Origin of the sequence: Citrobacter sp. R56, from assembly GCF_016811995.1 — a bacterium.
Classification (GTDB): Bacteria; Pseudomonadota; Gammaproteobacteria; order Enterobacterales; family Enterobacteriaceae; genus Citrobacter_D; species Citrobacter_D enshiensis.
Window position 1 is genome coordinate 3,169,783 of the sequence record NZ_CP069159.1, and the last position, 25,801, is coordinate 3,195,583.

Sequence of the window (25,801 nt, forward strand, 5' to 3'; positions counted from 1 at the left end):
GGCTCCTTTCTTCATTTAGGCAATTGTGTGTTTAGGCGTTTTTCAGCACTTCACTAACAATTTCAACGGCTTCTTTCTCGATCTGTTTGCGATGTTCTTCACCGAGGAAACTTTCACAGTAGATCTTGTAAGCGTCTTCCGTACCGGACGGACGCGCGGCAAACCAGCCGTTGTCGGTCATCACTTTCAGACCGCCAATGGATGCGCCGTTGCCAGGTGCCGCCGTCAGACGTGCAGTGATCGGATCGCCCGCAAGCATGCTGGCGCTGACCATTTCCGGGGACAGTTTGGACAAGGCCGCTTTCTGAGCGGACGTTGCAGCTGCCTGCAAACGGTTATAGCTCGGCGCGCCAAAGCGAGCCGCCAGTTCGTTGTAGTGTTCCTGCGGGTTTTTACCCGTGACCGCGGTGATTTCCGCCGCCAGCAGACACATGATGATGCCGTCTTTGTCAGTGGACCACGGCGTACCGTCAAAGCGCAGGAAAGAGGCACCCGCGCTCTCTTCGCCACCAAAACCGAAGCTGCCGTCAAACAGACCGTCAACAAACCATTTGAAACCGACCGGCACTTCCACCAGTTTACGGCCCAAATCATTCACCACACGGTCAATCATCGCAGAAGACACCAGCGTTTTACCAACTGCGACATCTTTGCCCCACTGCGGACGATGCTGGAACAGGTAGTTGATGGCAACCGCCAGGTAATGGTTCGGGTTCATCAGCCCTGCTGGCGTGACGATGCCGTGACGGTCATAATCTGGATCGTTGGCAAACGCCAGATCGAACTTATCACGCAGCGCCAGCAGACCCGCCATCGCGCACTCGGAGGAGCAGTCCATACGGATCGCGCCGTCTTTATCCAGGTGCATAAAGCGGAAAGTCTGATCAACCTGATCGTTCACAATGGTCAGGTTGAGTTTGTAATGCTCGGCAATACGCTTCCAGTATTCGATACCGGAGCCGCCCAGCGGATCGACGCCCAGCGTCAGGCCCGCTTTTTGAATCGCCGCCATATCGACGATATCCGCCAGCCCTTCAACGAACGGCTGCACCAGATCCTGCTCTTTTACATGGCCGGAGGCCATTGCCGCATCCAGTGAAATGCGCTTCACGCCTTTCAGGCCATCCGCGAGCAGCGCGTTAGCCCTGTCTTCCACCACTTTAGTGACGTTGGTATCCGCCGGGCCGCCATTGGGCGGATTGTATTTAATGCCGCCATCTTCCGGCGGGTTGTGGGACGGCGTAATCACGATGCCGTCAGCCAGCGGACCGCCTTTTTTGTTATGGACCAGGATTGCATTCGAAACCGCAGGCGTCGGCGTAAAGCCGTTGTTTTCCTGAACAATGACATCAACACCGTTCGCCGCCAGCACTTCCAGAACGGAAATAAAGGCTGGCTCAGACAGCGCGTGAGTGTCTTTACCCACATAGCAAGGGCCAGTGATGCCGTTTTTCGCACGCTCTTCCGCAATCGCCTGGGCAATGGCCAGAATGTGCAGTTCATTAAAACTATGACGACCGGCGCTGCCGCGATGCCCGGAAGTCCCGAACTTCACCGCGTGCTCCGCATTCCCTGCTTCCGGTTTTAATACATAGTATTGCGCCGTCAGTTGGGCGACATTAATTAAATCACTCTGTTGCGCAGGCTGACCTGCACGCTTGTGGATTGCCATTGCCTGGTCCTTTTAATGCAACGTTTAGATTGTTCCGCAAACCTTTTCAATCAATTCCGCCGGGAATTGCATTGATTGCATGATGTGTTCAATCATGCTGCATTTACGGCCGGTGTTGGTGTTGGTGATCACCCAATACGGCGTGCCTGGCACGTGTTTCGGCTTGGTTTGATTACCATTTTTCAGCAGAGTCTGCTCGTCTGCCGCAAAGTATACGCGCGTACGGCCGTGCAACGAATCCGTCGCCTCAGCAAACGCGTTGTGATCCAGTGAGTAAAGTGTAGACAGTACCAACATAAAGCGATTTACCGCTTTCTTCTGCTCTGCATATTCATCGGAAAGCAGAAGTTCACGCATGGCGCGCACTTTATCTTTTACGGGGTTGACCGGCTTCGCTTCAACGATAGCGGGTTGCGCTATGCGCACCTCTTTCGCCGCCGGAGTGACAGGCTGTGATGCGGCGGAAAATTTCAACATACGCCGTAAAATGTCGGATGCGCTCTCGCCGATATGCTTGGTGTGGCTGGCAATATAGCTATAGAGTTCATCATCAACTTCAATCGTTTTCATCTTAATCCAGTGCGGTGTCTTATCTGAATACAAGTCGTTGGGATTATAGGAGCAAATCCCAACAGCGGATAGCGTCAAGCCAGGCTGTCAGAAAAACTCGGAGTAAACCGTAGTTGTTGCAGCCCCGTGGCAGAATGGTCAACATAATACCCTAACCCGACAGAGCGAAAAAAAGAACTTTGCCATGAAATTGAACATCCGAGCGCAATCTGCACAAAAGCTGCACAATAATTCTCCCATCGTCCTTGTTCACGGCTTGTTTGGTAGCCTTGATAACCTCGGCATACTGGCGCGCGATCTTGTAGAGGATCACGACATCATCCAGGTTGATATGCGAAACCACGGTCTTTCTCCCCGTTCACCGGAGATGAATTACCCGGCGATGGCGCAGGATCTGCTGGATACTCTGGACGCCGCGAGTATCGAAAAAGCCACCTTTATTGGTCACTCAATGGGCGGAAAAGCCGTTATGGCGCTGACCGCACTGGCCCCGGATCGTATTGATCAACTGGTGGCGATTGATATTGCGCCGGTTGATTATCACGTGCGCCGCCACGATGAGATCTTTGCTGCAATCAACGCGGTGACCGAATCTGACGCGCAGACACGCCAGCAGGCGGCAGCCGTCATGCGTCAGCACCTCCAGGAAGAAGGGGTTATCCAGTTCCTGTTAAAGTCGTATGTCGATGGCGAGTGGCGCTTTAATGTGCCCGTATTGTGGGAGCAGTACCCACATATCGTAGGGTGGGAAACCATTCCCGCCTGGGATCATCCGGCGCTGTTCATCCCTGGCGGTAATTCGCCTTACGTCACCGAGGCCTATCGTCACGATTTACTGACCCAATTTCCTCAGGCCCGGGCGCATGTGATTGCGGGCGCCGGCCATTGGGTGCATGCAGAAAAACCGGATGCCGTGCTGCGCGCGATACGCCGGTATCTGGCGGATAAGGCTAACTGATTAAAAACTCAGCGTCCGCGCGCGATTACGTGCGTGGACGTTGGCGTGCCTCACTCGCTGATGTATGATGGCGCGCTATCCATCCGGGCATACGCCTGGCTGATTGTTTCCCCGAAGTCACCAAAATCATGGCCAAAGAACAAACGGACCGTACGACATTAGATCTGTTCGCGCACGAGCGTCGCCCGGGACGACCCAAAACCAATCCGCTTTCGCGTGATGAACAGCTACGCATTAATAAGCGTAATCAGCTTAAACGCGACAAGGTTCGTGGGCTTAAGCGTGTCGAACTGAAGCTGAATGCTGATGCCGTGGATGCGCTGAATGAACTGGCGGAAGCACGCAATATGAGCCGTAGTGAGCTCATTGAAGAGATGCTGACAAACCAGCTTATCTCGCTGCGTGGCCAGGGGTCTGTCTGAATTTCTGCTCTAAATCATAAATCGTGTAGCACAGAGTGCAGTCCTGCGTGTTTGCTGTTTCCGCATGCCTGACTGATCTGCTATGATTGCCCTTATCCGTGGGCAATACGCCACCACCATTTCAATAAGTTTCAAGAGGTTATTTTACTCATGGCAATCACTGGCATCTTTTTCGGCAGCGACACCGGTAATACCGAAAATATCGCAAAAATGATTCAAAAACAGCTTGGTAAAGACGTTGCCGATGTTCATGACATTGCGAAAAGCAGTAAAGAAGACCTGGAAGGGTATGACATTCTGCTGTTAGGTATTCCGACCTGGTACTACGGTGAAGCACAGTGCGACTGGGATGACTTCTTCCCTACCCTCGAAGACATTGATTTCAATGGTAAACTGGTGGCTCTGTTTGGTTGCGGCGATCAGGAAGACTACGCAGAATACTTCTGTGATGCGCTGGGCACCATCCGCGATATTATCGAACCGCGCGGCGCGACCATCGTAGGTCACTGGCCAACCGCTGGCTATCACTTCGAAGCTTCCAAAGGTCTTGCTGATGACGATCATTTTGTCGGTCTGGCTATCGACGAAGACCGTCAGCCGGAATTGACCGCTGAGCGCGTTGAAAAATGGGTTAAACAGATTTCTGCCGAACTGCATCTCGACGAAATCATCAACGCCTGATTTCGTGCGGCGCAGAAACCTTCTGCGCCGCATCAATAGATAAAACCAATTAAAATAATTGCTACAAATTTGTAACTTTCCTGCCCATCCCTGTACAATGTTCGGGTGTTATTCTGGTATTGCACAGTGTGATTGTTGGCAGTACCACGTTTTGATTAATAATATTTGCCCGAGGCTTGCAGTTTTCATTTAGACATGGCAGTTCTATAATGATACGCATTCTCTCAAGTGCAATTTCTGTCACTTCTTTAATGAAGTGAATCGTTTAGCAACAGGACAGATTCCGCATGACTGACAACAATACCGCATTAAAGAAGGCTGGCCTGAAAGTAACGCTTCCTCGTTTAAAAATTCTGGAAGTTCTTCAGGGACCGGAAAACCATCACGTCAGTGCGGAAGATTTGTATAAACGTCTGATCGACATGGGTGAAGAGATTGGTCTGGCGACCGTGTATCGCGTGCTGAACCAGTTCGATGACGCCGGTATCGTGACCCGCCACAATTTTGAAGGCGGTAAGTCCGTTTTTGAACTGACTCAACAGCATCATCATGATCATCTTATTTGCCTCGATTGTGGCAAAGTAATTGAGTTCAGCGATGATTCTATCGAAGCGCGTCAACGTGAAATTGCGACTAAGCATGGTATTCGTTTAACCAACCATAGCCTCTATCTTTACGGTCACTGCGCTGAAGGCGATTGCCGCGAAGACGAACACGCGCACGACGCAAAGTAATATGCCCCCAAAGAGCCAACCACGCGGTTGGCTTTTTTATACCCATAAAAAAGACCCGCTATCAAAGCAGGTCTTTTTTCCTTCCGGTAAGTACATTTACTGTACTGTATTTTTACTGCGAATTTCTTTCCAGATTTTATCGCAATCGGCTTGTACCGCCTGACCATTGCCCGTGCGTGTAGCCTGAATGCATTGCTGGTAATCCAGTACCCGCACGCTCTCTTCGTTAGCAAACTGCTTATGCTGGTCATCTTTTTTCAGCACATTTAATACGCTTTGGCAGGCTTCGATTTTTTCCGGTGAACCTTGCGCGGTGTTAATACATGCGCTGTATGCCTCTTTAAGGCGGCTATCTTCCTTAGGTGCAGGAGATTGCGAGCAGGCCACCAGACCTGACGCCATAATGGCGATGAGTAACATTTTTTTCATACAACGGTCCTCAACGATGCGGCAGAGAAATACCCTGCCGCGACTGGCATCAGAAAATAGTGAATGGGGCGATAACCATGAACTTCACGTCACGCTCATCCTGGAAGATGTTGCCATAACCACCGCTCCAGCTCGGGATATTGGAGTGGTTGTCATACTCGGTGAAGTGCAGTTTAAACATGGTGCCTTTGGCACGTCCTTCCTGCATGGTATAAACCGCATCAAGACTGTAGGAGGATTCTTCGATGGTTTTGTTTTTGTCGTAGAACGCATCCGGGTTGCTCTGCCAGGTAGCCGGTTTTGCATCCCAGGCGTAAACGTACGACGCACCCAGCGCCATACCTGGCAGGTTCCAATTCTTCAGGTCATACATCGCGCCGAAGAAGACCGCTTTTTCGCCGTTGGCGTTAAAGTCGGAACGGTTATCCCACCAGACATCCAGACGACCGTTTGAGGAGGCGTAGGTCGGTGTCATACGCTGCAAGAAGTAGCCCTGCTGCCCGTCCGCTTTAACCCAGGTTCCTTCCAGACGCAGATCGACCACTTCCGCCACTTTGTAACCGAAAGTCAGTGCCTGCAACCATGCAGTACCGTCATAGATGTCGTTCACACTGCGGTCATCAACTTTATCGCGTGCGCCGTAGAACTGGTAACTGGTGGTAAACGGATTCCCGCCCAGATCGAATTTGTAGCTGGCTTTGGCAAAGTACTGATCGACATAGCCTTCAGACTGGCCAAAGGCAGCCTCAAGTATAAGGTCATTTTTGAAATCGTATTTTGCGCCAACGGAGTGGAGGTAATCGACTTTGGTCTTTTTATCAGCCTGGTAGAATTTATCCACTTCAATGTGCCATGGCGCTTTATATTCGTTGGCCCACATGTAGGAGAAGCTCAACGCGCCCGCATCGCCATAGTCAAAATTGGCTCCAGCTTCTGCCCCTTGATAGGTACCCGGCATAAAGCTCCAGTGCGGCGCTAACAGTGTCTGTCCGGTTGGCTGAATATAACCGGCACGTGCCCAGGTCGGGCCATACTTAAATTTTGCAGCAGCTTTATAAAGGCTGACACCACTCTTATCGCCAGAGTAATCTTCGTCATAGCCTTTATTTTTTTTCGAGAATGCAATTTCGTTAGGGTGTCCGCTGTCGTCACTTTCCGCCATTTCAATTGCGGTAAACGCCGCAATATCCAGACCGAACATATCCGCTGCATAACCCGACTGGAAATCCAGGTTGGCGTTCCAGGTCGCGTGTGAAAGGTTGGTTTTGTATTTGTCTTCATCCGTGACGTCTTTACGGTCACGCTCACGCTGCCAGTAGTAAATGCCGCCTGTTAAGGTCGAATCGTCGATAAAGCCCGCGGCGCTTGCCTGCGGCGCAACCATCCAACCCGACATTGCTGTGATACCGGCGATAGCCAGCGCCAGCGTACTACGTTTGCCACTAAACGTACGCATATGTTAATCCTCTTTGACGTATAAAATGCTGCCGCCAAAGGCGAACAGCTAAAAATAAAAATTAAAAATAGCGCTGAGAAAACCTCATTGACTACAGTGAACAGACTATTTTTCGCGACGCGAATTATCAATCTCTTTCTGTAACCAGTATGTAATAATATGAGCGACCGCACATATTTCATTGCTTTTTGTTACATATTCAGCAAATGCGAAAAATTATCATCAAAATGAAAAATACCGTTGATTTCCATGAAGATGAAAACGGTTACAGCCTTCAATTTAATCGCGCTCAAATTTCTTAGCACTTTCATCAAAAAATCATTTATCGGATTAATTATTTTTTAGATGCAATTAATTCGCTCTGCAAACAGAGGATCTCGCGGAAATTAAGCGAAAAAAAACGCCGCGAAGCGCGGCGTTAGTCGGATGGGATGGTGTCGTGCGGCTTATTCGCCGACTTTAGCCCATGTATCACGTAAACCGACAGTACGGTTAAATACCAGTTTGTCAGCCGTTGCATAGCGGCTGTCGAGGCAGAAGTAACCTTCGCGCTCGAACTGATACGCTTTACCGGCCACGGCATCTTTCAGAGACGGCTCCGCAAAGCCCTGTTTGATCACCAGCGAATCCGGGTTCATTGCGGACAGGAAATCTTCCGCCGCGCCTGGGTTCGGTACGCTGAAAAGGCGATCGTACAGACGAATTTCAACCGGCAATGCGTGCGCAGCACTCACCCAGTGAATAACGCCTTTCACTTTACGCCCGTCTGCCGGATCTTTGCTCAGGGTGTCTGCATCGTAGGTACAGAAGATGGTGGTGATATTACCTTCCGCATCTTTCTCTACACGCTCTGCTTTGATCACGTAAGCGTTACGCAAACGGACTTCTTTCCCCATCACCAGACGTTTGTACTGCTTGTTGGCTTCTTCGCGGAAGTCAGCACGATCGATCCAGATCTCGCCACTGAACGGAACTTCACGGCTGCCCATTTCCGGTTTGTTCGGATGGTTAGGCATGGTGACCATTTCGCCTTCGCCCTGGTAGTTTTCGATAACCAGTTTTACTGGGTCGATAACCGCCATTGCGCGCGGGGCGTTTTCGTTCAGATCTTCACGGATGCAGGATTCCAGCGATGCCATCTCAATGGTGTTGTCCTGCTTGGTGATACCAATGCGTTTGCAAAACTCCCGAATAGCGGCAGCTGTGTAACCACGGCGACGCAGACCGGAAATCGTCGGCATACGCGGGTCATCCCAGCCTTCTACGTGCTTTTCCGTCACCAGCTGATTCAGCTTACGTTTGGACATCACGGTATATTCCAGATTCAGGCGCGAGAATTCGTACTGGCGCGGGTGAACCGGGATCGTGATGTTGTCCAGCACCCAGTCGTACAGGCGACGGTTGTCCTGGAACTCCAGCGTACACAGGGAGTGCGTAATGCCTTCCAGCGCATCGCTGATGCAGTGGGTGAAGTCGTACATCGGGTAGATGCACCACTTGCTGCCCGTCTGATGATGATCGGCAAATTTAATGCGATACAGCACCGGATCGCGCATGACGATAAACGGCGACGCCATATCAATTTTGGCGCGCAGGCACGCTTTACCTTCTTCAAAACCGCCAGCCCGCATTTTCTCAAACAGCGCGAGGTTCTCTTCTACACTGCGATCGCGGAACGGGCTATTTTTGCCAGGCGCGGTCAGCGTGCCGCGGTATTCGCGGATCTCATCAGCCGACAATTCGTCAACATAGGCCAGGCCTTTGTTGATAAGCTCCACAGCGTACGCATACAGCTGATCAAAGTAATCTGAGGAGTAGCAGATGTCGCCAGACCAGTTGAAGCCCAACCATTGCACATCGTTCTTAATGGACTCTACGTATTCGATATCTTCTTTTACCGGGTTGGTATCATCGAAACGCAGGTTGCATTGACCCTGGTAATCTTGCGCGATACCAAAGTTCAGGCAGATAGACTTAGCGTGACCGATATGCAGGTAACCATTGGGTTCCGGCGGGAAACGGGTATGAACTGTGGTGTGCTTACCACTGGCCAGATCTTCATCGATGATCTGACGAATAAAGTTAGTCGGGCGGGCTTCAGCCTCACTCATCGTGGATTCCTCAAAGCGTAAACAACGTATAACGGCATATGGTCTTATAAGCCGGACAGACTGACAACCTTTAGTTACTTAAAATACGTAACAGACTGGCATTATGGGATCAATTGCTGCAAAAAAAAGCGGCGGAGGTTTCCCCCCGCCGCTTAAGGCATAGACTCTACTCAGGAGCGATTACTTGCCTTTAATCTCATACAGCGCTGTTTGACCTGCAACGACGTGTCCTTCCGCCTTCACAACCAGCCCACCAAAATCATCGATGTTGCTGCAAACGACAGGACTGATCATTGAGCGCGCATTCGCATTCAGGTACGCCAGATCCATTTCCAGAATCGGCTGTCCTGCAACGACCTCGGCACCCTCTTCCACCAGACGCTTGAAGCCCTGGCCACCCAACGCGACAGTATCGATACCCATGTGGACAACGATTTCCGCACCTTTTTCTGTTTCCAGGCAGAATGCGTGGTTGGTGTTGAAGATTTTCACGATGGTGCCCGCAGCCGGGGAAACCACGGTTTTATCCGTTGGTTTTACCGCTACGCCATCGCCTACGGCTTTACTGGCGAACGCTTCATCAGGAACCTGATCAAGTGCCACAACATCACCGGTAACCGGGGAAACCAGCTCAGCGATAGTCACTGTATTCAGAACGGCCTGCGGTTTCGCTGCCGGAGCCGCCGCGGCTGGCGCTGCGTCAGCAGAGGCTGCTGCGACCGGACCCGTGGTTTTCATGGCGTTAGCGATTTTCTCAGCCACAAAGCCAACGATAATCTGTACGCTGGTTTTGTTCAGGCGAATCACACCAGAAGCCCCCAGGCGTTTTGCCATCGCTTCGTTCACCAGCGAAGAGTCTTTTACATTCAGACGCAGACGAGTGATACACGCATCGATACCTGTCAGGTTGTCAGAGCCACCCACCGCAGCAATATACTGACGCGCCAGACCGGCAACATCCTGGTCTTTGTCTGCGCTTACATTCATGTCCTGACCATCGGCTTCGCTACCGGCAACCGCCAGCTCACGACCCGGAGTCATCAGGTTGAATTTGGTGATAGTAAAGCGGAACACCACATAGTAAATCGCGAAGAAGACCAGACCCTGCGGGATCAGCATCCACCAGTGCGTCGCCAGCGGGTTACGGGAAGAAAGCACCATATCCACCAGACCCGCACTGAAACCGAAGCCGGCAATCCAGTGCATAGAGGCCGCGATGAAGACAGAAATCCCGGTCAGAACGGCGTGAATAACATACAGAACCGGTGCAACGAACATGAAGGAGAATTCCAGCGGCTCGGTGATCCCGGTGAAGAACGCAGCGAATGCGCCCGCCATCATGATACCCAGCACTTTCGCCTTGTTCTCAGGACGCGCGCAGTGGTAGATAGCCAGCGCTGCACCCGGCAGGCCGAACATCATGATTGGGAAGAAGCCCGCCTGGTAACGACCGGTAATGCCCACAACCGCTTTGCCCGCGTCAATAGACTGCGCGCCGCCGAGGAAGTTAGGAATGTCGTTAATGCCCGCCACGTCGAACCAGAATACGGAGTTCAGTGCGTGGTGCAGACCCACCGGAATCAGCAGGCGGTTGAAGAAGGCGTAGACGCCCGCGCCAACGGAACCCAGTTTCTGGATGTGTTCACCGAAGTTTACCAGACCGTCGAAAATAATCGGCCAAATAAACATCATGATGAAGGCAACAATAATCATCACGAAGGAGGTCAGAATCGGCACCAGACGACGGCCGCTGAAGAAGGAGAGCGCTTTCGGCAACTCAACGCCGCTGAAGCGGTTGTACAGCTCAGCAGAGATGATACCTACCAGAATCCCCACGAACTGGTTGCTGATTTTACCGAACGCGGCAGGAACCTGGTCCGCCGGGATCTTCTGAATCATCGCAACCGCCGCCGGAGAACAAAGCGTGGTCAACACAAGGAAACCCACAAAACCGGTCAGCGCCGCAGCACCGTCTTTATCTTTGGACATACCGTAAGCGACACCAATCGCAAACAGTACGGACATGTTATCGATGATTGCGGAACCTGATTTAATGAAGAATGCCGCTACCGCGTTATCTCCACCCCAACCCACGGGATCAATCCAGTAACCTACACCCATCAATATTGCTGCCGCAGGCAGCGTGGCCACCGGCACCATAAGCGCGCGGCCAACCTTTTGTAAATAACCTAGAATACTCACTTTATTCCCCCTATGAGACCCCGTTTAAGGCGCGTTCTCAGCTGTGTTTTTATTGTGTCACTATCTTAGTGGTTCACTGGCATTCTGAGTGTGTGAAAATTTAATTCGTATCGCAAATTAAAAGCATGTTTTTTGTGAGTCCAGTCACCAAATATCGTTAAAACCACTCCCTTATACTGGCTAACTGCGAAAACTTATTTTATCATTCAAAAAATCAAGACGGATTGACTCTTGTTGATACAAAACCAGGTTACGCTTGACTATGTACCCATACTCAATCCGCCAACGTCTACATATACATTTGAGGTGAAGAATGAGACTGATCCCCCTGAATACCGCTGAACAAGTCGGCAAATGGGCTGCTCGCCACATCGTTAACCGTATCAATGCATTCAAGCCGACGGCGGATCGTCCGTTTGTTTTGGGTCTGCCTACCGGTGGCACGCCATTGACCGCCTATAAAGCATTAGTTGAAATGCACAAAGCGGGCCAGGTCAGCTTCAAGCATGTTGTGACGTTCAACATGGACGAATATGTTGGCCTTCCGAAAGAGCACCCGGAGAGCTATCATAGCTTCATGCACCGTAACTTCTTTGATCACGTTGATATTCCAGCAGAAAACATCAACCTTCTCAACGGTAACGCAGCGGATATTGATGCTGAATGTCGTCAGTATGAAGAAAAAATCCGTTCTTACGGTAAAATCCACCTGTTTATGGGCGGCGTAGGCAACGACGGTCATATCGCGTTTAACGAACCGGCCTCTTCTCTGGCTTCCCGCACGCGTATCAAAACATTGACCCATGACACTCGCGTGGCAAACTCTCGCTTCTTTGATGGCGATGTCAGCCAGGTGCCTAAATACGCGCTGACAGTGGGTGTGGGTACGCTGCTTGACGCAGAAGAAGTGATGATTCTGGTGCTGGGCCATCAGAAAGCGCAAGCGCTCCAGGCGGCGGTAGAAGGCAACGTCAACCACATGTGGACCATCAGCTGTCTGCAACTGCACCCGAAAGCCGTTGTGGTGTGCGATGAGCCTTCCACCATGGAGCTGAAAGTTAAGACGCTGAAATACTTCAACGAGTTAGAAGCCGAAAATATTAAAGGTCTGTAATAGTATCCCCGCCCTGACGAGCGTGTTGCAGGGCGGTATTTTTTGAAATCGGGGGTCGGAATGTATGCTTTAACCCAGGGCCGGATTTTTACCGGTCACGAAATTCTTGATGACCATGCGATTGTTGTCGCCAATGGCCTGATTGAAAGAGTCTGTCCAGTGGCGGAACTGCCGCCGGAGATCGAGCAACGCTCGCTGAATGGGGCCATTCTCTCCCCCGGTTTTATCGACGTACAGTTAAATGGTTGTGGCGGTGTGCAGTTCAACGATACCGCAGAAGCGGTGACCGTTGAAACGCTGGAAATTATGCAAAAAGCCAATGAACGTTCTGGCTGCACCAGCTATCTGCCAACGCTTATCACCACCAGTGATGACCTGATGAAACAGGGCGTTCGCGTCATGCGTGAATACCTGGCGAAATATCCGCATCAGGCATTAGGTCTGCATCTTGAAGGCCCATGGTTGAACCTGGTCAAAAAAGGGACACATAATCCGGGTTTTGTCCGCAAGCCTGACGCTGCGCTGGTTGATTTCCTGTGCGATAATGCCGACGTCATCACCAAAGTCACCCTGGCGCCAGAGATGGTTCCTGCCGAAGTGATCACAAAACTGGCAGACGCGGGGATTGTGGTTTCTGCCGGGCATTCCAACGCAACGTTGAAAGAAGCGAAAGCCGGTTTCCGCGCGGGGATCACCTTCGCCACTCATCTGTTTAACGCCATGCCGTACATTACGGGTCGTGAACCAGGCCTGGCGGGTGCGATTCTGGATGAAGCCGATATTTATTGTGGGGTGATCGCCGATGGCTTGCATGTTGATTATGCCAACATCCGCAATGCCAAACGCCTGAAAGGCGACAAACTTTGCCTCGTCACAGATGCAACAGCACCGGCAGGCGCAGACATTGAACAGTTCATTTTTGCTGGTAAAACAATATACTACCGCAATGGACTCTGTGTGGATGAGAACGGTACGCTGAGCGGTTCATCTTTAACCATGATTGAAGGTGTCCGTAATCTGGTCGAACATTGCGGTATCGCGCTCGATGAAGTGCTGCGCATGGCGACCCTCTACCCTGCCCGTGCGATTGGCGTTGACCAACAGCTCGGCAGCATTGCACCGGGTAAAGTGGCCAACCTGACCGCATTCACACACGACTTTAAAATCATCAAGACCATCGTTAATGGCAACGAGGTCGTTACTGAGTAAGAAAACGTATGACACCTGGCGGACAAGCTCAAATAGGTAATGTTGATCTCGTAAAACAGCTTAACAGTGCGGCCGTTTACCGCCTGATTGATCAGCATGGGCCCATCTCGCGAATTCAGATTGCCGAGCAAAGCCAGCTTGCCCCCGCCAGCGTAACGAAAATTACGCGGCAACTTATTGAACGCGGGCTGATCAAAGAAGTTGATCAGCAGGCCTCTACCGGGGGCCGCCGCGCCATCTCTATCATCACAGAAACCCGTCACTTTCATGCGATTGGCGTTCGTCTGGGTCGTCACGACACCACCCTGACGCTCTACGATCTGAGCAGTAAAGTTCTGGCGGAAGAGCATTACCCGCTCCCTGAACGTACACAGGAAACGCTGGAGTATGCCCTACTCAATACCATTGAGGCCTTTATTGAAAGCTGCCAGCGTAAAATCCGCGAACTGATCGCCATTTCGGTGATCCTGCCGGGGCTTGTCGACCCTGAAAGCGGCGTCATTCGCTACATGCCCCATATTCAGGTCGAAAACTGGGGGCTGGTTGAAGCGCTGGAAAAACGTTTTCACGTCACCTGTTTCGTCGGCCATGACATCCGTAGCCTGGCGCTGGCTGAGCACTATTTTGGCGCAAGCCAGGATTGTGAAGACTCTATTCTGGTGCGCGTACACCGCGGCACCGGGGCGGGGATCATCTCCAACGGCCGAATTTTTATTGGTCGTAATGGTAATGTCGGCGAAATCGGCCACATTCAGGTTGAACCGCTCGGTGAACGCTGCCACTGCGGTAACTTTGGCTGTCTGGAAACCATCGCCGCCAATGCCGCCATTGAACATCGCGTGCATAATTTGCTGAAACAGGGCTATCAGAGCCGCGTTCCGCTGGATGACTGCACCATCAAAACCATCTGCAAGGCGGCCAATAAAGGCGATAGCCTGGCCGCAGAGGTGATCGAGCACGTTGGCCGCCATCTGGGAAAAACCATCGCCATTGCGATAAACTTGTTTAATCCGCAAAAAATTGTTATTGCCGGCGAAATCACCGAAGCCGACAAAGTCCTGCTGCCGGCGATTGAAAGCTGCATTAACACTCAAGCATTGAAAGCATTTCGTAAAAATCTGCCCGTTGTGCGTTCGACGCTGGATCACCGCTCCGCCATTGGCGCATTTGCGCTGGTAAAACGCGCCATGCTTAACGGCATTTTGCTTCAACATTTGCTGGAAAATTAATGCGCTTTTATAGTATCGGATTCATAACAATTTCCCTGGGTAGTTCATGACCATCAAAAATGTCATTTGTGATATCGACGGCGTGCTAATGCACGACAACATTGCCGTACCCGGTGCGGCAGAATTTTTGACGGGTATTCTGGAAAAAGGCCTGCCACTTGTGCTGCTAACCAATTACCCCTCCCAAACCGGACAAGACCTGGCGAACCGCTTTGCCACCGCAGGCGTGAATGTACCTGACAGCGTCTTTTATACTTCCGCAATGGCGACAGCCGATTTCCTGCGTCGTCAGGAAGGCAAGAAAGCCTACGTAGTGGGTGAAGGCGCGCTGATTCACGAATTGTATAAAGCGGGCTTTACCATCACTGACGTTAACCCGGACTTCGTGATCGTCGGTGAAACCCGTTCCTATAACTGGGAAATGATGCATAAAGCGGCCTTCTTTGTTGCCAATGGTGCCCGCTTTATCGCCACCAACCCAGATACCCACGGTCGCGGTTTTTATCCGGCCTGTGGCGCACTCTGCGCGGGTATTGAGAAAATCTCCGGTCGCAAGCCGTTTTATGTGGGCAAACCGAGTCCGTGGATCATCCGTGCGGCGTTAAACAAAATGCAGGCACATTCCGAAGAAACGGTCATTGTCGGCGATAATCTGCGTACCGATATCCTTGCCGGTTTCCAGGCGGGGCTCGAAACGATTCTGGTGTTGTCTGGCGTCTCCACGCTTGACGATATCGACAGCATGCCGTTCAGACCAAGCTGGATCTACCCTTCCGTGGCCGAGATCGACGTTATCTGAAAACGACGCCATGCCTGATAACACGTTTCTTATCAGGTCGACGATTCGCACTTCGCTGTTAGCCGGATAAGGCGTTTACGCCGCTATCCGGCAAAGTCCCATTTAATAAAACCGCCATAAAATTGCCGATTCATCAATAAACACGCTCATCACGTAATCTTTTTTCACTAATCCACAATGCCTATTGCATTTTTTCTTTTCTGACCGGCAATACACTTGCACCCTCCCCTGCTTTGCTGCATTTTCTTAATCAAGCAAACACAAAAAGCACCACGCAACAGATTAACGGAGAAGGTTATGTGTTCTATTTTCGGCGTATTCGATATCAAAACAGACGCAGTTGAACTGCGTAAAAAAGCCCTCGAACTGTCACGTCTGATGCGTCATCGCGGGCCGGACTGGTCCGGCATTTACGCCTGTGACAACGCGATCCTGGCGCATGAACGTCTGTCAATTGTTGACGTGAACGCCGGTGCCCAGCCACTGTATAACGAGAAGAAAACGCACATCCTGGCCGTAAACGGTGAAATTTATAACCATCAGGCGTTACGTGCGGAATATGGCGATCGCTATACCTTCCAGACCGGTTCCGACTGCGAAGTGATCCTCGCGCTGTATCAGGAGAAAGGGGCGCAATTCCTCGACGATCTGCAGGGCATGTTTGCCTTTGCGCTGTACGACAGCGAGAAAGATGCCTACCTGATTGGTCGTGACCATCTTGGCATCATCCCCCTTTATATGGGGTACGACGAACACGGCAACCTGTACGTCGCCTCCGAAATGAAAGCGCTGGTTCCGGTATGCCGCACCATCAAAGAGTTCCCGGCGGGCAGTTATCTGTGGAGCCAGGAAGGGGAAATCCGCCAGTACTATCAGCGCGACTGGTTCGATTTTGATGCAGTAAAAGAGAACGTGACTGACAAGAATGAACTGCGCCAGGCCCTGGAAGACGCCGTCAAAAGCCACCTGATGTCTGATGTACCTTACGGTGTGCTGCTCTCTGGCGGTCTGGATTCATCGGTCATTTCCGCTATCACCAAGAAATATGCCGCCCGTCGTGTGGAAGATGACGAACGTTCTGAAGCCTGGTGGCCACAGTTGCACTCCTTTGCCGTCGGTCTTGAAGGTTCTCCGGACCTGAAAGCCGCACAGGAAGTGGCCAATCATCTGGGGACGGTGCATCACGAAATCCACTTCACGGTACAGGAAGGCCTGGATGCGATCCGTGATGTGATTTACCACATCGAAACTTACGATGTCACCACCATTCGCGCCTCGACGCCGATGTATTTAATGTCGCGTAAAATCAAAGCGATGGGTATTAAAATGGTGCTGTCCGGTGAAGGTTCTGACGAAGTGTTCGGCGGCTATCTCTATTTCCACAAAGCGCCGAATGCTAAAGAATTGCATGAAGAGACGGTACGTAAACTGCAAGCGTTACATATGTTTGACTGCGCGCGTGCCAACAAAGCGATGTCAGCCTGGGGCGTAGAGGCGCGAGTCCCATTCCTGGATAAAAAATTCCTTGATGTGGCGATGCGTATCAATCCACAGGATAAAATGTGCGGCAACGGTAAAATGGAAAAACATGTCCTGCGCGAATGTTTTGAGTCTTACCTACCGGCAAGCGTCGCATGGCGTCAGAAAGAGCAATTCTCGGATGGCGTGGGTTATAGCTGGATCGACACGCTGAAAGAAGTGGCCGCAGAACAGGTTTCTGACCAACAACTGGAAACCGCCCGCTTCCGCTTCCCGTACAACACGCCGTCCTCTAAAGAAGCGTATTTGTACCGCGAGATCTTTGAAGAGCTGTTCCCGGTTCCCAGCGCCGCAGAATGTGTGCCTGGCGGCCCGTCCGTCGCCTGTTCCTCTGCGAAAGCTATCGAGTGGGATGAAGCGTTTAAAACCATGAACGATCCTTCCGGTCGTGCGGTGGGTGTCCACCAGTCCGCCTATAAATAAGCGAAAAGTGTAAAAAGAGCCCTCAGGGGCTCTTTTTTATATTGTAATAATCCTTACAAAAACGATTAATAACCAATAATTGCCGAATATTGCGTCACGCTGTTCGCAACCTAACCAAACAGTCACATTCCGGCCATTTTCAATGAAAAAGGGGTTGACGCTTCAAGGCTCAATACGCATAATGCGCCCCGCAACGCCGATAAGGTAACGCGAAAAAAAAGATGGCTACGTAGCTCAGTTGGTTAGAGCACATCACTCATAATGATGGGGTCACAGGTTCGAATCCCGTCGTAGCCACCATCTTTTTTTGCGGGAGTGGCGAAATTGGTAGACGCACCAGATTTAGGTTCTGGCGCCGCAAGGTGTGCGAGTTCAAGTCTCGCCTCCCGCACCATTCACCAGTAAGCGTTGCACGGATGGGGTATCGCCAAGCGGTAAGGCACCGGTTTTTGATACCGGCATTCCCTGGTTCGAATCCAGGTACCCCAGCCATTTTTTCTTCGATATAGCGGTTCACCGCACGGTCATTGGGGTATCGCCAAGCGGTAAGGCACCGGTTTTTGATACCGGCATTCCCTGGTTCGAATCCAGGTACCCCAGCCATCGAAGAAAGAAATCTGGCTACGTAGCTCAGTTGGTTAGAGCACATCACTCATAATGATGGGGTCACAGGTTCGAATCCCGTCGTAGCCACCATATTAAGGACGTATCGATTCAGTTCGATAAATCCAGAAAGAATTGTTGGGGTATCGCCAAGCGGTAAGGCTCTGGTTTCTGATACCAGCATTCCGAGGTTCGAATCCTCGTACCCCAGCCAATTTTAAAAGACGTTTACGTTGTAGACGCACCTGTTGGGGTATCGCCAAGCGGTAAGGCTCTGGTTTCTGATACCAGCATTCCGAGGTTCGAATCCTCGTACCCCAGCCACATAAGAAAAGCTCGCTTCGGCGAGCTTTTTGCTTTTCTGCGTTTATTGCCTGATGGCGCTACGCTTATCAGGCCTACAATCGTAGGCCTGCATTAAAATTACAACCCTAACGCATATTTCAGCGCCTGGCGCTTAAGTACCCCGGCTCGTTCTGCTGCCATCAGCCCAATATTGCGCATAATCCTCAGCGGTTGCAGATTATTGCTGAACCCGGCATAGAACAGATCCATCCCACTCTGCATGATGAAGTTATCGGTCATACGGCGTGTCTGATAGCGTTTCAGCACCTGATGGCTGGACCAGGATTCACCGTAGCTCCGCGCATTCGCCAGGACGTCGATCAACGCATCAACATCCCGATACCCTAAGTTCACTCCCTGCCCTGCAAGCGGATGAATGGTGTGCGCCGCATCCCCGACCAGCGCCAGTCCTGGCTGAACGTACTGCAATGCATGCCGACGCGTGAGCGGAAATGCCCCTGCCGCTATGGCTGTGACGCTACCCAAACGCGAAGGGAAATGTTTTTCAATCTCAACCTGCAACTGCGGCATGCTCAGGCTCTGCAACTGGCGAATTCGGGCTGGCGTGTCATACCACACCAGCGATGCCCAATTGTCGAATAAGGGCAGAAATGCGCGTGGACCGTCTGGCGAAAATTGTTGCCAGGTGCTGTCGCCGGGATCGCGGTCACATTGCACGCTGATCAACATGCAGGATTGATCGTACTGCCAGGCATGGATACCGATGCCCGCCATTTGCCGAATCCGCGAGTTAGCGCCATCCGCCCCCACCACCAGTTTTGCCGTGATTATCTCGCCATCGGCCAGTTCCAGCTCGTGACGGTCATTGTTACGGTGCAAGGCAATGAGGGAAGCGGGAACACGCAGCGTGACTTTCGGATGCGCCTCCAGCGCCTGCCAAAGTGCACGTTGCAGAACGTTGTTCTCCACCATATATCCCAGCAGCGGTAATTTAAGCTCGGCGGCATCGAACATCACATGGGCGTTTTCCCACTCCCAGGTTTCCAGACGGCGGTAAGGGTGGCTGCGCATCCCTTGTACCGTATCCCAGACGCCCAAACCTTTGAGTAACGACACTGACGCCGCACTTATCGCCGAGATACGCACATCGGGCTGGCTGTCAGTAACAAATGGCGCAGGGGCGGCGTGTTCTATGACCGTCACCGAAAATCCTTGTTGCGCCAGCCCCAGCGCCAGCGCGCCGCCGACCATCCCAGCGCCGACAATGGCTACTTCCGTTGGTTGATTTGTCATGGTCAATCATCCTGTTAGCAATATGCATTAAGTTTACAGGATTTTTTACCCCTTGAGGCTGATAACGGTCATACTGGTCACAACCGCGTCAAAGCATTACACTATGCGCCCTGCATTCCTGGCTACTATTTCGCAAGAGCAAGTCGATGACCAAAAAACTCCATATTAAAACCTGGGGCTGTCAGATGAACGAGTACGATTCATCGAAGATGGCCGATCTGCTGGACGCCACCCACGGGTATCAACTGACCGAAGTGGCGGAAGAAGCGGATGTGCTGCTGCTGAATACCTGCTCAATCCGCGAGAAGGCTCAGGAAAAAGTCTTCCATCAATTGGGTCGCTGGAAGCTCTTAAAAGAGAAAAACCCGAACCTGATTATCGGCGTCGGCGGCTGTGTGGCGTCCCAGGAAGGTGACCATATTCGCCAGCGTGCGCACTATGTCGACATCATTTTTGGGCCGCAAACACTGCATCGCCTGCCTGAAATGATCAATTCCGTGCGCGGCAACCGTAGCCCGGTCGTGGATATCAGCTTCCCGGAGATCGAGAAGTTCGACCGCCTGCCGGAACCGCGTGCCGATGGTCCAACAGCATTTGTCTCCATCATGGAAGGCTGCAACAAATATTGTACTTACTGCGTGGTGCCCTACACCCGTGGTGAGGAAGTCAGCCGTCCGTCTGATGACATTCTGTTTGAGATCGCCCAGCTTGCTGCTCAGGGCGTCCGTGAAGTGAATCTGCTCGGCCAGAACGTTAACGCGTGGCGTGGCGAGAACTACGACGGCACCACCGGTTCATTCGCCGATTTGCTGCGTCTGGTCGCCGCGATTGATGGCATTGACCGTATTCGTTTCACCACCAGCCATCCGATCGAGTTCACCGATGATATCGTTGAAGTCTACCGTGATACCCCTGAGCTGGTGAGCTTCCTGCATCTGCCAGTACAGAGCGGTTCAGATCGCGTACTGAATCTGATGGGGCGTACCCACACTGCGCTGGAATACAAAGCGATCATCCGTAAACTGCGCGCAGCGCGTCCGGACATTCAGATAAGCTCCGATTTCATCGTCGGCTTCCCTGGCGAAACGACGCAAGATTTCGAGCAGACCATGAAGCTGATTGCCGACGTGAACTTCGACATGAGCTACAGCTTTATCTTCTCTGCCCGCCCGGGTACCCCCGCCGCCGATATGGTTGACGACGTCCCGGAAGCAGATAAAAAACAGCGTCTGTATATCCTGCAAGAACGTATCAACCAGCAGGCGACGGCCTGGAGCCGCCGTATGCTCGGCACCACGCAGCGTATTCTGGTGGAAGGGACTTCGCGCAAGAGCATCATGGAGCTGTCGGGTCGTACCGAAAATAACCGGGTCGTGAACTTTGAAGGAACCCCGGACATGATCGGTAAGTTTGTCGATGTGGAAATCACTGACGTCTGGACAAACTCCCTGCGCGGTAAAGTCATCCGCACTGAAGATGAAATGGGCCTGCGTATTGCAGAAACCCCGGAATCTGTCATTGCCCGTACCCGTAAAGAGAACGACTCTGGCGTTGGATTCTACCAGCCTTAATCCTCAAGGCCTGCCACCGGGCAGGCCTTGTAATTCCCCTCTTTGTCCCCATCTTCATTGCAATGCTTGCGCCTTTATCCTGTGGCGTGAATAATTTCCTTACAGGCCGGGAATATTCATCTTCCGGCGCCCTATGCATAAGAGGAACAGTTTGAACATAGACACTCGCGAAATCACCCTTGAGCCTGCAGACAATGCCCGTCTGCTGAGCCTTTGCGGCCCGTTTGATGACAACATTAAACAGCTGGAGCGCCGTCTCGGCATCGAGATTAACCGCCGTGACAACCACTTTAAACTGACCGGTCGCCCGATTTGCGTGACTGCTGCGGCAGATATTTTGCGCAGTCTGTATGTCGATACCGCGCCGGTGCGTGGTCAAACGCAGGATATTGAGCCGGAACAGATCCACCTCGCCATCAAAGAAGCCCGGGTGCTGGAACAGAGCGCAGAGAGCGTGCCGGAGTACGGCAAAGCGGTGAACATCAAAACCAAACGCGGCGTGATTAAGCCACGTACGCCAAACCAGGCGCAATACATCGCCAATATTCTTGATCACGATATCACCTTCGGGGTTGGCCCCGCCGGTACAGGCAAAACGTACCTTGCCGTCGCCGCTGCCGTCGATGCCCTTGAGCGTCAGGAAATTCGTCGTATTCTGCTGACCCGTCCGGCGGTAGAAGCTGGGGAAAAGCTGGGATTCCTGCCAGGCGATCTGAGCCAAAAAGTCGATCCCTATTTGCGTCCCTTGTATGACGCCCTGTTCGAAATGTTAGGTTTTGAAAAGGTCGAAAAACTGATTGAACGCAACGTGATTGAAGTCGCACCGCTGGCCTATATGCGTGGTCGTACTCTGAACGACGCCTTTATCATTCTCGATGAAAGCCAGAACACCACTATCGAACAGATGAAAATGTTTCTGACGCGTATCGGTTTTAACTCTAAAGCGGTGATCACCGGCGACATCACGCAGATTGACCTGCCGCGTAGCACCAAGTCAGGCCTGCGCCACGCCATTGAAGTACTCTCTGAAGTAGATGAGATCAGTTTTAATTTCTTCCACAGTGAAGACGTCGTACGCCACCCGGTGGTCGCGCGGATCGTTACCGCCTATGAAGCCTGGGAAGAAGCAGAACAAAAACGAAAAGCAGAACTGGCTGCCGTTCGTAAGCATGAAGCCCAGGAGCAAGGACAAAAATGAGTCAGGTTATTCTCGATTTACAGCTCGCATGTGAAAGCAACGCGGGCTTACCGGAAGAAAGTCAGTTTCAGACATGGCTGAATGCGGTGATCCCACAGTTTCAGGAAGAGTCAGAAGTTACCATTCGTCTGGTAGACGAAGCCGAAAGCCACGATCTTAACCTGACGTACCGTGGCAAAGATAAGTCAACCAACGTGCTCTCATTCCCGTTTGAAGCGCCACCGGGTATTGAGATGCCGCTGCTGGGCGATTTGATAATCTGCCGTCAGGTGGTTGAGCAAGAAGCGAAAGAACAGGGCAAACCGCTGGATGCCCACTGGGCACATATGGTGGTGCACGGTAGCCTGCATTTATTGGGCTACGATCATATTGAAGATGACGAAGCGGAAGAGATGGAATCCCTTGAAACAGAGATTATGCTTGCTCTGGGCTATGAGGATCCGTACATTGCCGAGAAGGAATAAGCGACCGGGCTGATGCCCGGCTGCTCGATACAATGCCGCGCGCTGAATACACGCGTGACGAGCAACCCATTAACTCACATGAGAACCCATACGACGCCATGAGCGACGACAATTCACACAGTAGTGACACATTAAACAGCAAAAAGGGATTTTTCTCCCTGTTACTGAGCCAACTGTTCCACGGTGAACCGAAAAACCGTGACGAACTGCTGGCGCTGATCCGTGATTCCGGGCAGAACGACCTTATCGATGAAGATACGCGCGATATGCTCGAAGGGGTGATGGACATTGCGGACCAGCGCGTTCGTGACATCATGATCCCCCGCTCTCAGATGATTACCCTGAAACGCAACCAAACCCTGGACGAGTGCCTTGATGTCATCATCGAGTCTGCTCACTCGCGTTTTCCGGTGATCAGCGAAGACAAAGATCACATTGAAGGGATTCTGATGGCGAAGGATTTGCTGCCGTTTATGCGCAGCGATGCCGATGCTTTCAGCATGGAAAAAGTGTTACGCCAGGCAGTTGTCGTACCTGAGAGTAAGCGTGTTGACCGCATGCTGAAGGAGTTTCGCTCTCAGCGCTACCATATGGCGATCGTCATTGACGAATTCGGCGGTGTTTCGGGTCTGGTGACCATTGAAGATATTCTTGAACTGATTGTCGGTGAAATTGAAGACGAGTACGACGAGGAAGACGATATCGACTTCCGTCAACTCAGTCGCCACACCTGGACCATTCGCGCGTTGGCGCCCATTGAAGACTTCAATGAAGCCTTCGGTACCAGCTTTAGCGATGAAGAGGTAGACACCATTGGTGGACTGGTTATGCAGGCGTTTGGTCATCTGCCCGCGCGTGGTGAAACCATCGACATTGATGGTTATCAGTTCAAAGTGGCGATGGCCGATAGCCGTCGTATTATTCAGGTTCATGTCAGAATTCCGGATGACTCACCTCAGCCGAAACTGGACGAATAAAACCAGGATTGGACTTAAAATGGCATTTGCCTCATTGATTGAACGCCAGCGCATTCGCCTGCTGCTGGCGTTATTATTCGGCGCCTGCGGCACGCTGGCCTTTTCTCCGTATGATCTCTGGCCTGCCGCGATTGTGTCGCTCATGGGGTTGCAGGCCCTCACCTTAAATCGCCGTCCGCTTCAGTCTGCCGCCGTGGGATATTTCTGGGGGCTGGGACTCTTCGGCTCCGGCATTAACTGGGTTTACGTTAGCATTGCGCAATTTGGCGGCATGCCCGGTCCGGTTAACGTCTTTCTCGTGGTATTGCTGGCCGCTTATCTCTCGCTTTATACAGGGCTTTTTGCCGGCGTATTATCACGCTTGTGGCCAAAGACCACCTGGCTGCGGGTGGCGATTGCCGCCCCGGTTGTCTGGCAAATAACGGAATTCCTGCGCGGCTGGGTATTAACCGGCTTCCCGTGGCTGCAGTTCGGTTACAGCCAGATTGACGGTCCGCTGAAAGGGCTGGCGCCGGTCATGGGTGTGGAAGCCATTAACTTCCTGTTGATGATGGTCAGCGGTCTGTTGGTCCTCGCCATCGCCACTCGCCACTGGCGTCCCTTTGTCGTGGCGGTGGTGCTTTTCGCCCTTCCTTTCCCACTGCGCTATATCCAGTGGTATACCCCTGAGCCGGAAAAGACCATTCAGGTTTCGATGGTGCAAGGCGATATCCCGCAATCGCTGAAGTGGGATGAAAATCAGCTGATCAACACGCTAAAAATTTATCTCGACGCTTCACAGCCTGAGCTCGGGAAATCGCAGTTGATTATCTGGCCAGAGTCCGCGATTCCGGATCTGGAAATTAATCAGCAGCGTTTTCTTGGCATGATGGATGACCTGCTGAAATCGAAAAACAGCACGCTGATTACTGGCATTGTTGATGCGCGTCTGAACAAGAAAAACCGTTACGATACGTACAACACCATCATCACGCTGGGTAAAGACAGTCCGTACAGTTACGACTCCACCAATCGCTATAACAAAAACCACCTTGTTCCGTTTGGCGAGTTTGTCCCGCTGGAATCTATTCTGCGCCCGCTTGCGCCGTTCTTCGACCTGCCGATGTCGTCGTTCAGTCGTGGGCCATATGTGCAGCCGCAACTGCATGCGCACGGTTTCAAACTGACCGCCGCCATTTGCTACGAGATCATTCTCGGAGAACAGGTTCGGGACAACTTCCGCCCCGATACCGATTACCTGCTGACCATCTCGAACGATGCCTGGTTTGGTAAATCGATTGGTCCGTGGCAGCACTTCCAGATGGCGCGGATGCGTTCACTGGAACTGGCGCGTCCGCTGTTGCGCAGTACCAATAACGGCATTACGGCAGTCATTGGACCGCAGGGCGACATCCAGGCGATGATCCCACAGTTTACCCGTCAGGTGTTGACCACCAGCGTCACGCCAACGACGGGCCTGACACCATACGCCCGCACCGGCAACTGGCCGCTGTGGATTATCACTGCATTGTTGGGTTTTGGTGCGGTGATCATGAGTCTGCGCCAGCGTCGTAAGTAATCTCCCTCCCCTTTTGCCCGGTGGCGCTTCGCTTACCGGGCCTACAACTTCCCTCCCGTATTTCACTCTGGCACGTCTATTGCTTTGTTATACAAGATAAATGCGTTTTTGGCCGATTGTGCAACCCGGTCGCACCAATACCGTTCGTTGGTAGCGCCAAAATAGTGCAATGACAAATTATTGTCTCTAAACGGTGCGGCGCACTTCGCAAAAATAAACAATAACGCAGCAATATCTTTACATTAAGTCAGACTAAATGTTAACAAACAGTCATAACACTGCA

Annotated in this window: 21 protein-coding genes, 7 tRNA genes and 1 pseudogene; 22 read left to right on the plus strand and 7 right to left on the minus strand. The window is 51.9% G+C overall.

Annotation, left to right across the window (positions count from 1 at the left end; translation table 11 throughout):
- Nucleotides 1–31: 31 nt before the first annotated feature.
- Complete coding sequence (pgm, locus tag JM656_RS15055) at nucleotides 32–1,672, minus strand: phosphoglucomutase (alpha-D-glucose-1,6-bisphosphate-dependent) (protein ID WP_203358481.1); 1,641 nt, start codon at nucleotides 1,670–1,672, stop codon at nucleotides 32–34.
- Between the two features lie 24 nt (nucleotides 1,673–1,696).
- Entirely contained in the window at nucleotides 1,697–2,242 is a 546-nt protein-coding gene (gene seqA / locus JM656_RS15060; protein ID WP_203358482.1) for a replication initiation negative regulator SeqA, read from the minus strand.
- A gap of 184 nt (nucleotides 2,243–2,426) precedes the next feature.
- Here seqA and ybfF point away from each other — a divergent pair, with 184 nt between their 5' ends.
- The 5 genes and pseudogenes from ybfF (at nucleotide 2,427) to fur (ending at nucleotide 5,037) form a co-directional block, all read left to right on the plus strand.
- Nucleotides 2,427–3,200 (plus strand): esterase, encoded by a 774-nt coding sequence (gene ybfF, locus JM656_RS15065; protein WP_203358483.1) that lies wholly within the window; start codon nucleotides 2,427–2,429, stop codon nucleotides 3,198–3,200.
- Between the two features lie 128 nt (nucleotides 3,201–3,328).
- The gene (gene ybfE, locus JM656_RS15070; RefSeq protein WP_203358484.1) at nucleotides 3,329–3,622 is read left to right on the plus strand and encodes a LexA regulated protein; all 294 of its coding nucleotides are present in this window, start codon (nucleotides 3,329–3,331) and stop codon (nucleotides 3,620–3,622) included.
- Between the two features lie 150 nt (nucleotides 3,623–3,772).
- The gene (gene fldA, locus JM656_RS15075) at nucleotides 3,773–4,303 is read left to right on the plus strand and encodes a flavodoxin FldA (RefSeq protein ID WP_167456047.1); all 531 of its coding nucleotides are present in this window, start codon (nucleotides 3,773–3,775) and stop codon (nucleotides 4,301–4,303) included.
- 209 nt (nucleotides 4,304–4,512) lie between these two features.
- Nucleotides 4,513–4,598: pseudogene (locus tag JM656_RS15080) on the plus strand (ryhB-regulated fur leader peptide).
- A complete protein-coding gene (gene fur, locus JM656_RS15085) occupies nucleotides 4,591–5,037 on the plus strand; it encodes a ferric iron uptake transcriptional regulator (protein WP_203358485.1) in 447 nt (148 codons plus the stop codon). The pseudogene JM656_RS15080 and the gene fur overlap by 8 nt, the downstream one beginning before the upstream one ends.
- A gap of 96 nt (nucleotides 5,038–5,133) precedes the next feature.
- Here the strand turns inward: fur and chiQ are convergent, their stop codons facing one another.
- The 4 genes from chiQ to nagE form a co-directional block, all read right to left on the minus strand.
- Nucleotides 5,134–5,466: a ChiQ/YbfN family lipoprotein gene (gene chiQ / locus JM656_RS15090; RefSeq protein ID WP_203358486.1), complete on the minus strand. Its 333-nt coding sequence runs from the start codon at nucleotides 5,464–5,466 to the stop codon at nucleotides 5,134–5,136.
- A 49-nt stretch (nucleotides 5,467–5,515) separates the two neighbouring features.
- Nucleotides 5,516–6,922, minus strand: a complete 1,407-nt coding sequence (gene chiP / locus JM656_RS15095) for a chitoporin (protein WP_203358487.1) — start codon at nucleotides 6,920–6,922, stop codon at nucleotides 5,516–5,518.
- 446 nt (nucleotides 6,923–7,368) lie between these two features.
- A complete protein-coding gene (gene glnS, locus JM656_RS15100) occupies nucleotides 7,369–9,033 on the minus strand; it encodes a glutamine--tRNA ligase (RefSeq protein WP_203358488.1) in 1,665 nt (554 codons plus the stop codon).
- A gap of 180 nt (nucleotides 9,034–9,213) precedes the next feature.
- Entirely contained in the window at nucleotides 9,214–11,235 is a 2,022-nt protein-coding gene (gene nagE / locus JM656_RS15105) for an N-acetylglucosamine-specific PTS transporter subunit IIBC (protein WP_203358489.1), read from the minus strand.
- Between the two features lie 313 nt (nucleotides 11,236–11,548).
- Between nagE and nagB the strand changes: the two genes are divergently transcribed.
- From nagB to JM656_RS15165, 12 genes are all read left to right on the plus strand, one after another.
- The gene (gene nagB / locus JM656_RS15110; RefSeq protein ID WP_203358490.1) at nucleotides 11,549–12,349 is read left to right on the plus strand and encodes a glucosamine-6-phosphate deaminase; all 801 of its coding nucleotides are present in this window, start codon (nucleotides 11,549–11,551) and stop codon (nucleotides 12,347–12,349) included.
- A gap of 60 nt (nucleotides 12,350–12,409) precedes the next feature.
- A complete protein-coding gene (nagA, locus tag JM656_RS15115) occupies nucleotides 12,410–13,558 on the plus strand; it encodes an N-acetylglucosamine-6-phosphate deacetylase (protein WP_203358491.1) in 1,149 nt (382 codons plus the stop codon).
- Between the two features lie 8 nt (nucleotides 13,559–13,566).
- Complete coding sequence (locus JM656_RS15120; protein ID WP_203358492.1) at nucleotides 13,567–14,787, plus strand: N-acetylglucosamine repressor; 1,221 nt, start codon at nucleotides 13,567–13,569, stop codon at nucleotides 14,785–14,787.
- A 46-nt stretch (nucleotides 14,788–14,833) separates the two neighbouring features.
- A complete protein-coding gene (nagD, locus tag JM656_RS15125; RefSeq protein ID WP_192611555.1) occupies nucleotides 14,834–15,586 on the plus strand; it encodes a ribonucleotide monophosphatase NagD in 753 nt (250 codons plus the stop codon).
- A 297-nt stretch (nucleotides 15,587–15,883) separates the two neighbouring features.
- On the plus strand, nucleotides 15,884–17,548 hold the full coding sequence (gene asnB / locus JM656_RS15130) for an asparagine synthase B (RefSeq protein WP_203358493.1): 1,665 nt from the start codon (nucleotides 15,884–15,886) through the stop codon (nucleotides 17,546–17,548).
- A gap of 223 nt (nucleotides 17,549–17,771) precedes the next feature.
- Nucleotides 17,772–17,848 (plus strand) — tRNA-Met (locus tag JM656_RS15135).
- A gap of 9 nt (nucleotides 17,849–17,857) precedes the next feature.
- A tRNA-Leu gene (locus JM656_RS15140) sits at nucleotides 17,858–17,942 on the plus strand.
- Between the two features lie 23 nt (nucleotides 17,943–17,965).
- Nucleotides 17,966–18,040 (plus strand) — tRNA-Gln (locus JM656_RS15145).
- 36 nt (nucleotides 18,041–18,076) lie between these two features.
- Nucleotides 18,077–18,151: transfer RNA gene (locus JM656_RS15150), tRNA-Gln, on the plus strand.
- 16 nt (nucleotides 18,152–18,167) lie between these two features.
- Nucleotides 18,168–18,244: transfer RNA gene (locus JM656_RS15155), tRNA-Met, on the plus strand.
- Between the two features lie 46 nt (nucleotides 18,245–18,290).
- Nucleotides 18,291–18,365, plus strand: a tRNA-Gln gene (locus JM656_RS15160).
- Between the two features lie 35 nt (nucleotides 18,366–18,400).
- Nucleotides 18,401–18,475: transfer RNA gene (locus JM656_RS15165), tRNA-Gln, on the plus strand.
- 99 nt (nucleotides 18,476–18,574) lie between these two features.
- Here the strand turns inward: JM656_RS15165 and ubiF are convergent.
- Nucleotides 18,575–19,750 (minus strand): 3-demethoxyubiquinol 3-hydroxylase, encoded by a 1,176-nt coding sequence (gene ubiF / locus JM656_RS15170; RefSeq protein WP_203358494.1) that lies wholly within the window; start codon nucleotides 19,748–19,750, stop codon nucleotides 18,575–18,577.
- A gap of 146 nt (nucleotides 19,751–19,896) precedes the next feature.
- Here ubiF and miaB point away from each other — a divergent pair, with 146 nt between their 5' ends.
- From miaB to lnt, 5 genes are all read left to right on the plus strand, one after another.
- Nucleotides 19,897–21,321 carry a tRNA (N6-isopentenyl adenosine(37)-C2)-methylthiotransferase MiaB gene (gene miaB, locus JM656_RS15175; RefSeq protein WP_203358495.1) on the plus strand — a complete coding sequence of 475 codons (1,425 nt, stop codon included), beginning with the start codon at nucleotides 19,897–19,899 and terminating at the stop codon, nucleotides 21,319–21,321.
- A gap of 151 nt (nucleotides 21,322–21,472) precedes the next feature.
- Nucleotides 21,473–22,519, plus strand: coding sequence for a PhoH family protein (locus tag JM656_RS15180; protein ID WP_203358496.1), 1,047 nt, complete (start codon nucleotides 21,473–21,475; stop codon nucleotides 22,517–22,519).
- A complete protein-coding gene (ybeY, locus tag JM656_RS15185) occupies nucleotides 22,516–22,983 on the plus strand; it encodes an rRNA maturation RNase YbeY (RefSeq protein WP_203358497.1) in 468 nt (155 codons plus the stop codon). The genes JM656_RS15180 and ybeY overlap by 4 nt, the downstream gene beginning before the upstream one ends.
- 98 nt (nucleotides 22,984–23,081) lie before the next feature.
- Nucleotides 23,082–23,960 (plus strand): CNNM family magnesium/cobalt transport protein CorC, encoded by an 879-nt coding sequence (gene corC / locus JM656_RS15190; RefSeq protein ID WP_203361296.1) that lies wholly within the window; start codon nucleotides 23,082–23,084, stop codon nucleotides 23,958–23,960.
- A gap of 19 nt (nucleotides 23,961–23,979) precedes the next feature.
- On the plus strand, nucleotides 23,980–25,518 hold the full coding sequence (lnt, locus tag JM656_RS15195; protein WP_203358498.1) for an apolipoprotein N-acyltransferase: 1,539 nt from the start codon (nucleotides 23,980–23,982) through the stop codon (nucleotides 25,516–25,518).
- Nucleotides 25,519–25,801 lie beyond the last annotated feature (283 nt).

Bases quoted from the DNA above. Each gene is read 5' to 3' on its own strand.
- pgm (WP_203358481.1), bottom strand. From the start codon at position 1,672: ATGGCAATCCACAAGCGTGCAGGTCAGCCTGCGCAACAGAGTGATTTA.
- seqA (WP_203358482.1), bottom strand. From the start codon at position 2,242: ATGAAAACGATTGAAGTTGATGATGAACTCTATAGCTATATTGCCAGC.
- ybfF (WP_203358483.1), top strand. From the start codon at position 2,427: ATGAAATTGAACATCCGAGCGCAATCTGCACAAAAGCTGCACAATAAT.
- ybfE (WP_203358484.1), top strand. From the start codon at position 3,329: ATGGCCAAAGAACAAACGGACCGTACGACATTAGATCTGTTCGCGCAC.
- fldA (WP_167456047.1), top strand. From the start codon at position 3,773: ATGGCAATCACTGGCATCTTTTTCGGCAGCGACACCGGTAATACCGAA.
- fur (WP_203358485.1), top strand. From the start codon at position 4,591: ATGACTGACAACAATACCGCATTAAAGAAGGCTGGCCTGAAAGTAACG.
- chiQ (WP_203358486.1), bottom strand. From the start codon at position 5,466: ATGAAAAAAATGTTACTCATCGCCATTATGGCGTCAGGTCTGGTGGCC.
- chiP (WP_203358487.1), bottom strand. From the start codon at position 6,922: ATGCGTACGTTTAGTGGCAAACGTAGTACGCTGGCGCTGGCTATCGCC.
- glnS (WP_203358488.1), bottom strand. From the start codon at position 9,033: ATGAGTGAGGCTGAAGCCCGCCCGACTAACTTTATTCGTCAGATCATC.
- nagB (WP_203358490.1), top strand. From the start codon at position 11,549: ATGAGACTGATCCCCCTGAATACCGCTGAACAAGTCGGCAAATGGGCT.
- nagA (WP_203358491.1), top strand. From the start codon at position 12,410: ATGTATGCTTTAACCCAGGGCCGGATTTTTACCGGTCACGAAATTCTT.
- JM656_RS15120 (WP_203358492.1), top strand. From the start codon at position 13,567: ATGACACCTGGCGGACAAGCTCAAATAGGTAATGTTGATCTCGTAAAA.
- nagD (WP_192611555.1), top strand. From the start codon at position 14,834: ATGACCATCAAAAATGTCATTTGTGATATCGACGGCGTGCTAATGCAC.
- asnB (WP_203358493.1), top strand. From the start codon at position 15,884: ATGTGTTCTATTTTCGGCGTATTCGATATCAAAACAGACGCAGTTGAA.
- ubiF (WP_203358494.1), bottom strand. From the start codon at position 19,750: ATGACAAATCAACCAACGGAAGTAGCCATTGTCGGCGCTGGGATGGTC.
- miaB (WP_203358495.1), top strand. From the start codon at position 19,897: ATGACCAAAAAACTCCATATTAAAACCTGGGGCTGTCAGATGAACGAG.
- ybeY (WP_203358497.1), top strand. From the start codon at position 22,516: ATGAGTCAGGTTATTCTCGATTTACAGCTCGCATGTGAAAGCAACGCG.
- corC (WP_203361296.1), top strand. From the start codon at position 23,082: ATGAGCGACGACAATTCACACAGTAGTGACACATTAAACAGCAAAAAG.
- lnt (WP_203358498.1), top strand. From the start codon at position 23,980: ATGGCATTTGCCTCATTGATTGAACGCCAGCGCATTCGCCTGCTGCTG.